General features: G+C 68.5%; 15 protein-coding genes. 7 read left to right on the forward strand and 8 right to left on the reverse strand.

Going from position 1 to position 12,376, the window contains the following annotated elements:
* Positions 1-10: 10 nt before the first annotated feature.
* The 5 genes from ABEA87_RS03815 to ABEA87_RS03835 all read right to left on the reverse strand — a co-directional run bounded on the left by ABEA87_RS03815 (position 11) and on the right by ABEA87_RS03835 (position 3,634).
* The gene (locus ABEA87_RS03815) at positions 11-1,090 is read right to left on the reverse strand and encodes a winged helix-turn-helix domain-containing protein (RefSeq protein WP_345626062.1); all 1,080 of its coding nucleotides are present in this window, start codon (positions 1,088-1,090) and stop codon (positions 11-13) included.
* Between the two features lie 232 nt (positions 1,091-1,322).
* Positions 1,323-2,321, reverse strand: coding sequence for a sigma-70 family RNA polymerase sigma factor (locus tag ABEA87_RS03820; RefSeq protein WP_345626064.1), 999 nt, complete (start codon positions 2,319-2,321; stop codon positions 1,323-1,325).
* A 2-nt stretch (positions 2,322-2,323) separates the two neighbouring features.
* Positions 2,324-2,491, reverse strand: a complete 168-nt coding sequence (locus ABEA87_RS03825; protein ID WP_345626066.1) for a hypothetical protein — start codon at positions 2,489-2,491, stop codon at positions 2,324-2,326.
* A 70-nt stretch (positions 2,492-2,561) separates the two neighbouring features.
* Positions 2,562-3,302, reverse strand: a complete 741-nt coding sequence (locus ABEA87_RS03830) for a DUF899 domain-containing protein (protein WP_345626068.1) — start codon at positions 3,300-3,302, stop codon at positions 2,562-2,564.
* A gap of 26 nt (positions 3,303-3,328) precedes the next feature.
* Positions 3,329-3,634: a hypothetical protein gene (locus ABEA87_RS03835; RefSeq protein ID WP_345626070.1), complete on the reverse strand. Its 306-nt coding sequence runs from the start codon at positions 3,632-3,634 to the stop codon at positions 3,329-3,331.
* Between the two features lie 114 nt (positions 3,635-3,748).
* Here ABEA87_RS03835 and ABEA87_RS03840 point away from each other — a divergent pair, with 114 nt between their 5' ends.
* Positions 3,749-4,189: an alkaline phosphatase family protein gene (locus tag ABEA87_RS03840; RefSeq protein ID WP_345626072.1), complete on the forward strand. Its 441-nt coding sequence runs from the start codon at positions 3,749-3,751 to the stop codon at positions 4,187-4,189.
* Between the two features lie 87 nt (positions 4,190-4,276).
* Complete coding sequence (locus ABEA87_RS03845) at positions 4,277-4,528, forward strand: hypothetical protein (protein ID WP_345626074.1); 252 nt, start codon at positions 4,277-4,279, stop codon at positions 4,526-4,528.
* An 805-nt stretch (positions 4,529-5,333) separates the two neighbouring features.
* On the opposite strand, the gene ABEA87_RS03850 is transcribed toward ABEA87_RS03845, so the two are convergent.
* Positions 5,334-5,963 carry a hypothetical protein gene (locus ABEA87_RS03850; RefSeq protein WP_345626076.1) on the reverse strand — a complete coding sequence of 210 codons (630 nt, stop codon included), beginning with the start codon at positions 5,961-5,963 and terminating at the stop codon, positions 5,334-5,336.
* A 249-nt stretch (positions 5,964-6,212) separates the two neighbouring features.
* Here ABEA87_RS03850 and ABEA87_RS03855 point away from each other — a divergent pair, with 249 nt between their 5' ends.
* The 3 genes from ABEA87_RS03855 (at position 6,213) to ABEA87_RS03865 (ending at position 8,155) form a co-directional block, all read left to right on the forward strand.
* Positions 6,213-6,758 carry an NUDIX hydrolase gene (locus ABEA87_RS03855; protein ID WP_345626078.1) on the forward strand — a complete coding sequence of 182 codons (546 nt, stop codon included), beginning with the start codon at positions 6,213-6,215 and terminating at the stop codon, positions 6,756-6,758.
* 30 nt (positions 6,759-6,788) lie between these two features.
* Positions 6,789-7,199, forward strand: coding sequence for a RidA family protein (locus ABEA87_RS03860; RefSeq protein WP_345626080.1), 411 nt, complete (start codon positions 6,789-6,791; stop codon positions 7,197-7,199).
* Positions 7,200-7,378: 179 nt separating this feature from the next.
* Complete coding sequence (locus tag ABEA87_RS03865) at positions 7,379-8,155, forward strand: dienelactone hydrolase family protein (RefSeq protein WP_345626082.1); 777 nt, start codon at positions 7,379-7,381, stop codon at positions 8,153-8,155.
* A gap of 73 nt (positions 8,156-8,228) precedes the next feature.
* On the opposite strand, the gene ABEA87_RS03870 is transcribed toward ABEA87_RS03865, so the two are convergent.
* Together ABEA87_RS03870 and ABEA87_RS03875 are read right to left on the reverse strand one after the other, a co-directional pair.
* On the reverse strand, positions 8,229-8,717 hold the full coding sequence (locus ABEA87_RS03870) for a hypothetical protein (RefSeq protein WP_345626084.1): 489 nt from the start codon (positions 8,715-8,717) through the stop codon (positions 8,229-8,231).
* Positions 8,718-8,739: 22 nt separating this feature from the next.
* Positions 8,740-8,964 (reverse strand): hypothetical protein, encoded by a 225-nt coding sequence (locus tag ABEA87_RS03875; protein WP_345626086.1) that lies wholly within the window; start codon positions 8,962-8,964, stop codon positions 8,740-8,742.
* 271 nt (positions 8,965-9,235) lie between these two features.
* Here ABEA87_RS03875 and ABEA87_RS03880 point away from each other — a divergent pair, with 271 nt between their 5' ends.
* Together ABEA87_RS03880 and ABEA87_RS03885 are read left to right on the forward strand one after the other, a co-directional pair.
* On the forward strand, positions 9,236-11,578 hold the full coding sequence (locus tag ABEA87_RS03880) for a NucA/NucB deoxyribonuclease domain-containing protein (protein WP_345626088.1): 2,343 nt from the start codon (positions 9,236-9,238) through the stop codon (positions 11,576-11,578).
* Between the two features lie 7 nt (positions 11,579-11,585).
* Positions 11,586-12,311 (forward strand): hypothetical protein, encoded by a 726-nt coding sequence (locus tag ABEA87_RS03885; protein WP_345626090.1) that lies wholly within the window; start codon positions 11,586-11,588, stop codon positions 12,309-12,311.
* Positions 12,312-12,376 lie beyond the last annotated feature (65 nt).

A 12,376-nucleotide genomic window follows, 5' to 3' on the forward strand; every position in this document is an offset into this window, starting at 1 on the left:
GTGGATGGCTCTACGTCGCGGGCTGGGGAGTTGGGGTGGTCGGGATCGCCCCCAGGTCAGATCCGGCGAGCAGGGATCGGCCGAGCGGCGTGAGGTCGTGCACGACCGAGGAGCCGTCACGGACCGTGGTGATGAGACCCGATCGTCGCAGCACACTGGCGTGTTGGCTGGCTCCGGCGGCCGAGATACCGACCCGGCGGGCCAGCGCACTCGTCGTACAGCCGCCCGCAATGGCGGTCAGCGCAGCAGCACGGGTGCGGCCCAACAGTTGCGCCAGCGGCCCGTCGCCGCCGTCCGCCCCGCTCGCCTGCGACTCCGCGTACGGTGTGAAGATCTTCGCGCCACCGGTGAGACTGGACAGCGCCGGATAGAACAGCACCGCGGGCGCGCTCGGATCGTCGAGGCTCCAGAACGGTCCCTCGACAGCGTCCAGGAACACGACGGGAACCAGCTCGATGCCCCGACCCCGCAGGTGCACGTCCGCCGGCGGCCCCGGGCGCGACAACAGTTCGAGCGTGGAGGCGTGCCAGCGAAGCGTGGGGTGCAGCGACCGGAACAGCGACTCGATGCCGCCCGTCGCGATGGCCTGCATGCGTGCGGTGGACTCGACGGCCAGGTGGCGCTGGATGCGGTCCCAGTAGGGGGCCACGACCGCGGCGTGGCACGCGTCGATCAAAGGGGCGAGGATGCGCCCGGGCGCGACGTCGGCGGCCAGCAGGTTCACCCAGGCGGAGGGCCACCGCGTCCCATCGAGCCCGCGCCGCTCGCGCCAGCGCACCGCGGCCTCGATCTCGCTGCTCAACCGCCGGCGGCTCATCGCGATGATGGACTCGAGACCCTCGGCCGCCGTCGGCGTCCTACCGACAAGGGTGAAGATATCGAACGCGGACTCGGGGCCCATCACCTCACCCAGCGGCGCGGTCCAGCGAGGGTGGCCGCGCGTGACCCGTCGCCGCCACAGTTCCGGTACCGCGCCAAGCTCTCCCGTCCGCAGCGCTCGAAAGCCGAACATCGCCTCGACGAGCGGGCCGTGGGTGGGCACGACCCTGACCCTGGCGAGATCCTCCTGGGTGAAGTGGACGCGTAGCACTTCCCACCTCCTGGTGCGTGGAACTCGGCCGGCCGTGGACGCATGCTAGCCCGAGCATGGCTTCGCCGGCCTCCAGGGACGGGATCGCGACGGCCCGAACGGTCGACCGTCAGGCACCGCTGGCCGTGCGGATCGCGTTGGTACCGCCGAGGAATCCAGGTCACAGTCAACTTCGTCGAACTCGACCTCACGGCGGCGCGGGGCCACCCGAACGAGCGGGCCTACCTGCGACTTACTGGCGATGCTCACGGGCTGGGCGACCGGCGGCGAAAACCGGCGGCAGCCCGCACGCGGCGAACAGGTCCGGGTCGAGGAAGGCGACGACGCCGGCGATCCCCGCGGCGGTGACCGTCAACACCTGGATCGCGTGCGGCCGGTACACGCCGTCACGGTCACGCGCGTAGGAAGCGAAGGCGGGCTGACCGTTGACGCCGATCGGGACCAGCCGGTGGACCTCGGGTCCCAGAACTCGGGTGGCGAGGAACCGCACCACGGTGTCCCGGCCGGCGAACCACGCCGGGATCGGCGGCATCTCCCAGGTCACGTCGTCGGTCAGCACCGCCGTGAGCGCGGCGATGTCGGCGTTCTGGAACGCCGTGGCGTACCGGTCGAGCAGCGCCCGCCGGCTCGGGTCGGTCGGCTCGCGCAGCCCCTCCTCGGTCGGCGAGACCTGACTGAGCTGCGCCCGGGCACGCTGCAGCGCGCTGTTGACCGCCGCGGTGCTGGTGCCGAGTACGTCGGCGACCTCTTCGGCATGCCAGGCCAGCACGTCACGCAGGATCAGCACCGCCCGTTGCCGGCCGGGGAGATGTTGCAGCGCGGCCACGAAGGCCAGCCGCGTGCTCTGCCGCGACACGACAATGTTCGCGGTGTCCACGGCGAACAGTGCGTCGGGCGCGGGTTGCAGCCACGGCGTGTCCAGCCCGCGGCGCCGGACAAGGTCGCCTCCGGTGTCGTCGCTTGGGCCGCCCAGACCCGAGGGCAACGGCCGGCGACCCACGCTCTGCAACGCCTTGAGGCATGTCCTGGTCGCGATCCGGTACAACCAGGTACGCAGCGACGAACGCCCCTCGAAGGCGCCGTATCCGCGCCACGCGTGCAGGTACGTCTCCTGGACCGCGTCCTCGGAGTCGTGGATCGAGCCCAGCATCCGGTAGCAGTGCGCGAGCAACTCGCGCCGGTAGGGCTCGCTGAGCCGGACGAACTCCTCGTTACGTGCCGCGGCCACCATGTTCAGGCCGCCGGCCAGAGCATGGCCGACATGACACAGGCCATGACCGCGTGGGCCAGATGCGAGACCCGGGATCGGGTCGCGGCATTGGAGTTCGGGCGCACCGCCTGAACTCCGAACCACAGTCCGATCGCGGCGAACAGCCAGCTCAGTGGTACGGATTCGATCATCACGGAACTCCTCTGGTCGGTACCCGGGGTGGGCTGCTGACGGCCGGCCACCCCGGGTACCGGTCGTGCCTCAGTGGTGGAGGTGGGTGTGCTCGGGCCGAGCCTCCGCGGTGCCGTAGGTGTCGTGGTAAGGGAATGCGTTGACGTAGCGGGTGCGGCCGCGCGGGGTCAGGTCGAGGTAGTGGTACGTGCTCAACATGACCTCGGCACCCCGCCCATAGGTCGTGTAGGTGTGGAAGATCGCGTCGTCCTCGCGGACAAAGACGCTCATCGCCTGACCGTCGCCGTTGATGACGTACGCCAGACCCTCCCGTTCCAGGGTCGCCTTGTCCTTGTAGTTGTACTCGACCGGAGCGATCGACTCGTCGTTGGTCACATGGAAGTCGTAGTTGAAGTCACTGCCGGCCGAGGAGTACCACGGCACCGTCCAACCCATCCGCGCCCGCCACCGTTCAAGCTTGGCCAACGGCGCGCGGGAGACGAGGGCGAACGTGGTGTCCTCTGCGTGCAGGTGCTCCAGCCGGCCGACGTTGTCCACGGCGTAGGAGCAACTCGGACAGCCGTCTTCCCAGTCAGGGTGGAACATGAAGTGGTAAACGATGAGCTGGCCGCGGCCCTCGAACAGGTCGGAGAGGCTTACCGGACCGGCCGCGCCCTCGAAGGCGTAGTCCTTGTCGACCCTGACCATCGGTAGTTCGCGCCGCGTGGCGGTGACCGCGTCCTGCGCCCGCATCACCTCCTTCTCCCGCGCGAGCAGGTCCAGCCTGGCCTCCAGCCATTCGGTTCGGGACACGACCCGTGGAATGCTCACGATCTTTTCCCTCTCATACCCTCTCGTCAATCCTGAAGCAACCGGTAGGAACCAACCAGCGTGGCCCCGGCCCGGACCACCGGGCCGGCCAGGCGCTCGGCCATCCCACGCTGGAACTCCGCGAACGCGCCGCAACGTGCCAACGGATTGTCGTCACCCTCGTTGATCGTGAGGTGGACGAAGTCCAGTCCCCCGTCCAGCTGGAACGCCGCGTACCGCAACCCCGCCGGGTTCGACTCATTCAGTTCGCGGAAGACCCGCGCGATCAACTGCTGGTTCTGCGCCGCGGCGTCAGCGCGCGTCGTGTACCGGACCACAACTGTCTCGCTCATACGGCAACCTCTCCTTCTCGACATGGACCTTGGCCGACGGCGGCACCCACCCGCCGACCGTTCACCGATGCAGAGTCGCCGGCGCCCCGAAATTCATCGCCGGGACCTCAAGGAGTGACGCTGCTCACTGCTGCGGTACCGGCTCGGGTGTCTCCCGGGCGATGGGAGACCTTCACCATCGCCGACCGCTACCACTCATCGGTGCTCGGCCCCACCATGCCCAACCGGCTCATGTGGTCCACCGGCGGCATCGACCAGCAAGGTCTCGCCGGCGGCCCCTTCCTCGAGACGGCCATGAACTACATGAGCCTGACCTACGAGACCGGGGCCGAGACGCTCTACAAGGCCGGGATCAGCGTCAAGCAGTACAACTGCGATGGACGCTTCGACGAGCTGGGGGCCTGCTGGTTCCTGTTCGACCAGGTCTGGAACAACAAGCTTCCCAAGGACCTGCTGAACAGGATCCGGACCGGCTCCACCGACTTCCTGTTCGGTGACGGCACCCCCGGGGCATCGGCGACCCGCTGGCGCCCATCCAGCCGACGGAGCGGTTGAAGGCCTTCCAGGAGGCCCTGGTCGGTCGGCGGGAAGATCTTTTCCGAGGTCAGCAACCACACCTCCTGCCTGCGGCTGATCGAGTCGGTGTCCGTCGCCGGCGGCCTTTCGGGCAACGGCCCGGTCGTCTTCCCGAACATCACCCGGTGGCGCCGGCAGACCTTCAGCGACCTCACCGGCGCGCTCTCGGGACGCCAGCAGCCGGCCCCGTCCAACCCCGAGTTCGACCCGGCGACCCGGGCGGCCAACGTCGCCGCCCAGCAGGCGGCCTCGACGCTGCCGCCGTTCCCAGGCGCGGACCAGACCAAGCCGAAGCAGGTCAAGAAGCCGCACGCCTGATCCCGAACGGGCCACGCCTGGCACGCGGCGTCCCGCGGGCGGCTCGCGCCGACCGGCGGGACGCCGCGGCCCTCCCGTGGGTTCGCCGTCAACCAAGCTCATCTCTACCGCGAACGGGGGCCGGTTCGTCAGGCCGCGGGTCCTACCCGCGGGAGGAGGGGATGTCCCTCTGGATTTTCGGCGGGTCCGGCGGGCGCGGAACAAAGTCGCGAAGAAACTGCGCGTCGCGCCGCCTCCGCCGCCGAACAAGGGTTCCGATGGTCGTCCCGATGGCCGAGCCAAGCACCGCGGCCAGCACAACCTCCAGCGACCACCCAACGGAACGGTGCATCTCGTTACGTTGCACAAGGTAAAGGCCTACACAAATCGCGATGGCAAAGACGATAGAGACGGCCCAGAGAATCTTGCGAGCACCTGACGATCGCATCGACAGCCCTTCCCTGCGAATGGACTGATGCTATGCCGCCGCCGCCAGTAACGGAGATGTCCGCGCGGTGACCGTCAATCGAATTCCGGTCGAGTCGCCGGCCCCCGCGACCACCGTCCGGAGTGGGCACTCGGCTACCGTGCCGCCGGCAGTCAGCGCGCCATCGGCTGGCGAACAACCGCATTGACGCTCAACGGGCACCGCCGAGGTTGGGTCAGGCAGGGCGTGCTGGGAGCGCAGGGCGGGCAGCGTAGCTTCCCGGGAAGCACCACCAGACGCGCGCCGGCGTCGGCGGCCCGACCAACCAATCCCGCTACGGTCGCCGCGGCCGAGACCGTACCCGGTAGCGGACCGATTGACAGATGATCGATACCGCTGTCAGCCGTGGAGCCGCTGCGGCCAGTAGAGCTGGCCATCGTCACCGACGAAGACGAGACCGACGAGCAGGTGCGACACGTCGACCGGCGCCGCGGCGTCAGTGCGTCTAGCCGGATCGCCAGAATCGGCGCTGGGAAACACTGCGACGAAGGTCACCGTCGTGGCTCCGGAAGCAACCAAGACCGACAGATCCTCGCCGGTCTCCCACCAGGAGCCGTCCCGGTACGTCGCGCCGGCGCCCCGCAACCAGGAATAACGCGCCGCGACCTTGGTGTCCCAGGGGCTCGATCCGACGGCGACCCCCGCGCTGCCGGTCGTGATGTAAGACGGCTTCGCATGCGTACGCTCGTCGATCACGTACAGGCTGAAGTAGCCGACCGACCTCGGCGGTCTCCGCCACCTGACCTCGCCCGCGATCAGTTGCCCGCCCGTCCCGATCAGCGGAGCGTTCACCGCTGGCCCCAAGAATGCCTGGGCCTGTTCGTTGGTGACCGGACGAAGCGTGGCCGACGCGTGAAGAGCGGATGGCCGGTACGGCGGATGGTTGTGCCACCACCGCTGGGTGAGCACCGCGCCCGCGGCAACGGCCGCGACGACACTGAAGACGATCAAGGTGCGGACGCGGGTCACGGCGCGACGCAGACCAGTGACGCGTCTCTACTGAACATTCCACTCGTGAACATTCGTCGCCGACATCGCACCATTGACGCTCTCGGGGGCATAACGGGCCCCAATTAGCTTAAGGGAATCGCGGCCAAGCCGACAACGTCACGCAGCACCCGAGCGCAGTTGGGGTCGATACCGACACGAGGTCGGTCAAGTCCGGGGACCCGTCGGCGGTCGTGCCAGAATCACCGCGTGCGGTCTTCCGTTGCCACGGTGCGCGACATCATCCGCGGGCTCGTTCCCGGCGATTCGCTGGAGGCCGAGCACCAGTCGGACACGCTGCGTTGGCTGCGGAGCACCGATGATGTCTTTCGACGGGTCAAGCCGGCAACGCCACCACGTCATCTGGTCGCCTACATCGTGCCGGTCGACCCGACCGACGGCAGCGTTCTCCTGGTGGATCACATCAATGCCGGCCTGTGGTTGCCGCCCGGTGGGCACGTCGAACCCGACGAACATCCCGCGCGGACCGCGCGCCGGGAGGCGCGGGAGGAACTCGGTATCGACGCCGACCGTGGCCGCTTCGACGAACGGCCCACCTTTCTCACCGTCACCCGTACCGTCGGCCTTGACCACGGCCACACGGATGTGAGCGTGTGGTTCCTCGTCCACTGTCGCCGGGGAATGCCTCTCGAACTGGACCGGAATGAGTTCCGGGAAGCCCGGTGGTGGTCTCCATCGGAGCTCGAGGCCGGCGACCCCGGGCAATTTGATCCACATTTCGCCCGATTTTTGTCCAAGACCAAGCAGCGGGTGTAAACCCTGGTTCAAGAACAGCAAGGAGACGCCATGGCCACCATCACCCCCATCTCGGCCGAGAATGCCGCCCCGTTCACCCTCAACGGGGTGCCGGTACACGGATCGCAGGCAGTCCTGGTCGACTGCGGCACCCACCGGCTGCTGTACACCTCGGGTCAGGTCGCCCCCGCCGGCCCGGACGGACGCGGCGACATTGAGACACAGGTCCGGCAGGTGCTGGACCGGGTGCGGGGACTCGTCGAGGCCGCCGGCGGTCAGCTGACCGACGTGGCGAAGCTGATGGCCTGGGCGCCGCGCCGGGAAGACGTCGCGGTCTACGCCTCGGTACGCAAGGAGTACTTCAGCCACGCCCCAGCCAGCACCACCGTGATCAGCGAACTGGTCGAGCCCGACATCCTCATCGAGGTCGAGGCAATCGCGGTGATCTCGCCCGCTCGCTGAGCCGACTGCCCGAGTCCCGCGGATCCCGTCGGAAAGGCCTTCCTGTCCCGGCGGGCAGCCGGAGCCGTGCCGGGTCACGTCGGTCGAATCAGGCAACGGCAGCCTGGCAGACGCGGCGGGCCGTCACCGGTGTGAAACCGCTCGCGTGGACATCGGTGCGCCAGTTACGATCCGCGTTCGTGACGATCGACGTCGCCGGTGCACCGGCCGTGCTGACATCTCGGCACGCCACCGAGGTCGCCGCCCGGCGCGGAACTGTGCTGGTCTACCACGGCTTCGGCGGTGACAAGCTGGGACTCGAGCACCTCGCCGGGGCGCTCGCGGATGCCGGCTTCCTCGCCATCAGCGTCGACATCGTCGGGCACGGTGACCGCCGTCTTCCCGATTGGGACGAGGTTTTCTCGGACAAGCGTTGGGCCGAGGACGAGCACGCGACCGAGGCCAGATATCTCGCGCTCCTCACGGCGACGGCGGCCGAAGTCCCAGTGATCGTCGATGAACTCGTCGCGCTCGGCTGGGCCCACGAAGGCCGGCTGGGCATCACCGGCCGTTCCATGGGCGGCGAGGTCAGCTACGCGGCGATCCTGAAGGAGCCGCGCATCCGTGCGGCGGCGCCGATGGTCGGATCGCCGCAATGGACGCTGCCGTGGCCGGACAGCCCGCATCTGCACGCCCGGCGGTTTTACCCTGTCCCGATTTTGTCGCACAGCGCCGAGTTGGACGAGTCCGTCCCTGCGCATGACATCCGGGACTTCCGCGACCGGCTTGCGCCCCTGTATGCCGAGTGCCCCGAGCGTTTGCGCTACATCGAGTACCCGGGCGTCGGCCACCTCCTGACGCCGGAGCTGTGGCAGGAGGCGTACCAGCGAGTGGTGGCCTGGTTTCAGCGCTGGCTCGGACCGGCCGGTGACCCGCCGCTGTCGGCGGCGCCTGGGACGAGGGTCTTTTCGCGCTGACCCGCGCATCACGCCCGGCCGCGCTACCCGCCACAGGACCCGACGTTGACGAACCGGAGATCCGGCCGTCCGATCAGGGTGCGGGCGAACATCTCCTCGTGCGCGGACGAGCCGACCGGCCGCGCCCGACCAAATGGTCGGCGGCGCCGAAGAACTCGAGCAGCCCGAAGGCAGACTGCCGATCGATGTGCGGCACGCCGCGAAGCTCGACCGGTGGCCCGGCCACCATGGAGGCACGCGCCGCTACGAGCTGAGCGTCGTACTCGGCAAAGCCTGACGGCGCACTGCGCAGCTGTTGAACCTGTGCTGGTAGTGGGCACACAGGTTGAGCAGTGGGCCTTTCCTGGGCACCGCCACGAGCATCAACGTATTGATACGGCGCAAACTCCGCCCACCCACGAATGGCGCGATGTCCGTGACCGATTGGTTCGCGGAACGTCTCGGCGCGGACCGGACCCGTCAGCGCTAAATGCCCGTTAATGATCAGCAATAAATCCGCCCACGCCGCAAACAGCAGCAGTAGGACGAACGGACCGAAAAGCCAACCGGTGAGCGCGGCCACAGACCCCGCCACCATCGCCCTACTACCTCTGCGCACCGATCAGGTCGCCGCTCGACCAGCCGGAGCACGCCAGCGCCCTCGCGGTGCATGGCCGGACCGGTCCGGGCTCGGGCTTGGCCAGTGCCGGACCCAGCCACGCGGCCAACGACACCAGTGCCGCGCCGTACCAGGCGGCCGTGACCGCGACACTCCGCCAGGCGCAACCGGGTCGTCGCGCACCCCGGGTCGCCTCGGCATCCGCGATCATGAATGAGAAGTGTAGCGAAGCGCTATTTAACCAACTCCGGGGGAAGATTTCCGAATAGCGGTGTTCGAAGAATCGGCAACCGGGACGAATACCGCTGCATCAGCCGCGGCGAACCAACCTCATGGCAGTCCGTGTGCCGCCAATCGGATCAGCGACGGCAGCCGGCCCGGCGCCATGTATCGACTTACCCATCGAAGCGGGCCTATAGTGACGGCCGCGACCACATTTCGGGGGTGGGCCGATGCACGATCGATTCCGCGGCAGGAGCTTGTTGGCAGCCGCTCTCGCCGTCTCACTGATTCTCACCGGCGCCGTGGTGGGCCCACGGGCCGCCCACGCGGAGGACGACGTGCCGCCCACGACGGGCGGTTGCGCCAACATGGCCGTACCGGAGGAGAACCACGCCGCCATCCGGCTGCGGGTCGATCAGCCGGCCGCTGACGCGCAGCTCCCCGTCGACGACCACGGAAACATCACGGTCGACGGCATCCTGCACAAGCACGCCACGATGGTCGACGTGTCGGACGGCCCGACGGCGACCAACGATTTCACCATCGGACCGCCGCCGGACGGGGTCCCGGCCTTCGCCTCGTCCTGGACCACGACCATGCGGCCGCCGCACCTGGGTGCGAACCAGCTGTGCGTCCGGGCGAAGCGCGACCCCAAGCGGACCGCGCGGATTCTGCGCTCGTTCAGCGTGGTGGATCTGATTCCCCCCAGCGACGTGCACGACCTGGCCATCGGCCACATCACGTCGACCACGGCCGTCGCCAGCTGGGGCGAGGCCACCGACAACTATGGCCTGGCCGGATACGAGATCAGCGTCGACGGCGGCGCCCCCCAGCGGACCACGGTCGGCACCCGCTCGTACACGATCAGAGACCTGAGCCCGTCCACCGACCACACCGTGTCCGTGGTCGCCATCGACCTGGCCGGCAACCGTTCGACGACCGCCGCCACCGCGTCCTTCAGGACCGCCGAGCCGCCGCCACCACCCAACGGGGACCTGAGCTTCGACCCCGAGCAGGGCGCCGCCGGAGCGACCTGGAAGCCCGATCTGCCCACGGAGGCCAACTACCGCGTTTTCCTAAACGGTCAGCAGTTGGCCGAGTTCCCGGTGGACCAGTACTGCCAGGACGCGGGCGGCAACCCGGCCAGCCCGTGCACCGAGCAGGACGTCGTCAACTACACGATCGCCCCGCTCGAAGAAGGCACGCCATACACGTTCCGGGTCGACACCTTGCACGCCGACGGCACGCTGGCGCGAACCCTGTCCGGCTCGTTCACGACCACGACCAGCACCCCCACCGTGCCGGACGCCGTCGTGCAGCAGATCGCCACCGAGAGCTCGCAGTGCGCCGGCATGGGCGGCAGCTTCTACATCTCGCCGAGCCAGCGCGGCCGGGTGCCGCTGCCGGCGGGCAGCACACCACTGTTCGCCGGTTGCTACACCGTCGCCAACCACAGCTGCCTGGACGCGTTCCTGCCGCCGTCCGGAGACAAGTTGCTCGACTGCGCCGATGACGTCACGCGGCTGCTGCTCTCGCTGGCACCCGCCGGCCACGGGCCGGTCATCTCATCGGTGGACGGCCTGGTCGACTACGGTGCGCAGCCGGCGACGGCGGCCCCCAGGGTCGCCCCCACGGATCTACTGGATGAGTCGGTCACCTGGTGCACGGAGCACACGGCCTGCACGGTGGTCGTCGAGGCGGCGGTGGAGGTGGCGGCCGAGACGGCGATCGAGGCGGTCGCCGCGGCCTCCGTCTCCTGGATCGTCGTGCTGGGCGGGGGGATCGTGCTCGGCGTCGCCCTGGCCGCCGTTCTCGAGGCTCTGTTCCCCACGCCGATCGGCTTCGGCGGTCTGATCGAGTACCCGATCCACTTCGACACCGACTTCGACACATTCGACAACTGGGGTGCGGGCCAGGGCAAGTGGATCGACAGCCTGAAGACGTACGCCGAGGTAATCAAGACCACGAACGAGTTGGCCGCCCAGCGCGGCCTGCCCTTCTCATGGAACTCGACCGAGGACAATCGGCTGAAGGAAACCATCGACCTGGCGTGCGGCGCCCAGGCGGGTAGACCCCCGAACGTGGGCAACGTCTGCGGCAACGGCTTCGCCATCTACGTTCCCGGCGGCCAGAACTATCTGGGCAAGTCCATGAAGGATACCGGGACGCACATCGTGGAGGCCCTGGGCAACGGGATCCCGAACCCGCCGGCGCGGTCCGCATGGTTCTATCCGGCGCGCAGCGTGAACGGCCAGGCCGCCATGAACCCGCCATGGAACTACCGCCCCGGGTGGTACGATACGGCCGCGTTCAAGCCAAATGTCTGTAGCACCCGCAATCCCTCCTTGCAGACCTGCGATGAGTTCCCGTTCTGGTCTACCAACCAGGCGGTCAACCTGTCGGGCCAGCTCGCCGACATCCGACCGGTGCCGGGAGCAGAGACGCGGCCACAAGCCAATGACGTCATCGGCTTCTACAACAAGTGCAAAGTCAAGGACAACGAACGCTTCCTGATCCTTCCCGTACCGTCGTGGGTGGCGGCCGGCGGGCCCAGCTTCGGGTTCCGAGTCGATCAGGGCGCGGCCAGTCTGTGTATGCCGTGAGGACCTGATGCTCGACGACCTGGACGTTCTGCGCGACGCCGTCGCGGCGTACCGTGCGGCGGCGACGGCCGCCGGGGTGACCTGGCCCGACCAACCCGGCCGGACCGACGGGCAGCCGCCCGAGCTGGTCTACCGGCTCTTCGGCGTGGACCACATCGCCGAACAGCTGATCTGGCTGGAATCTCAGGGGTGGCACGCCCAGCCACTGCTGCCCCAGGGCGGCGGGCTCATGCCCTGGTCGACCGACGCGGACGAAGCACTCGACAACCTGTCCTTCGCGATCGCCACCCCGTTCCCCTGGCGACAACAGATGCCGCTCTTCTTCTTCGGCCGGATCTTGTATACGTTCGTGCTCAAGGGCGATCACGAGGGTGAGGTCTGGCGCTCCGAGGCCGACCCCGACGCCTGGGATTCGGTGCGCGCCGCCACGAGCCTGGCCGCACTGTTCACCCAGTGGACGCGCGGGATCGAGGCCGGCGTGGTGTCCTACGGGCCGCAGGTCAGCTGGCTGCAAGTGGGCGACGATGTGCACGACCCGTTCGACGTGCTCCAGGAGCGAGCTGCCCACCTGGACCCGTTCGCCTTTCCCGTGTCGTCCATCGCGCAACAACCACTGCTGCGGGCACGGCAGCGCGAATGCGGCGTCGACATGACGTGTATCGAGCGCGGCTTCGACTGCCAGGAGGAACTGCTGGCCGCCATCGATGCCGTACGCGCATCGCTGAACAGCTGATTTCCCGGGCTGTTCACGTGCCCGAGCGACGCCCTGCGCGTAGCGCCGGTTGATTCCCGATCGCT

The organism is Rugosimonospora acidiphila, from assembly GCF_039543385.1.
Classification (GTDB): Bacteria; Actinomycetota; Actinomycetes; order Mycobacteriales; family Micromonosporaceae; genus Rugosimonospora; species Rugosimonospora acidiphila.

Coding starts and splice junctions, on each gene's coding strand:
- ABEA87_RS03820 (WP_345626064.1), bottom strand. CDS start 2,321: ATGGTGGCCGCGGCACGTAACGAGGAGTTCGTCCGGCTCAGCGAGCCC.
- ABEA87_RS03825 (WP_345626066.1), bottom strand. CDS start 2,491: ATGATCGAATCCGTACCACTGAGCTGGCTGTTCGCCGCGATCGGACTG.
- ABEA87_RS03835 (WP_345626070.1), bottom strand. CDS start 3,634: ATGAGCGAGACAGTTGTGGTCCGGTACACGACGCGCGCTGACGCCGCG.
- ABEA87_RS03860 (WP_345626080.1), top strand. CDS start 6,789: ATGGCCACCATCACCCCCATCTCGGCCGAGAATGCCGCCCCGTTCACC.
- ABEA87_RS03875 (WP_345626086.1), bottom strand. CDS start 8,964: ATGATCGCGGATGCCGAGGCGACCCGGGGTGCGCGACGACCCGGTTGC.
- ABEA87_RS03885 (WP_345626090.1), top strand. CDS start 11,586: ATGCTCGACGACCTGGACGTTCTGCGCGACGCCGTCGCGGCGTACCGT.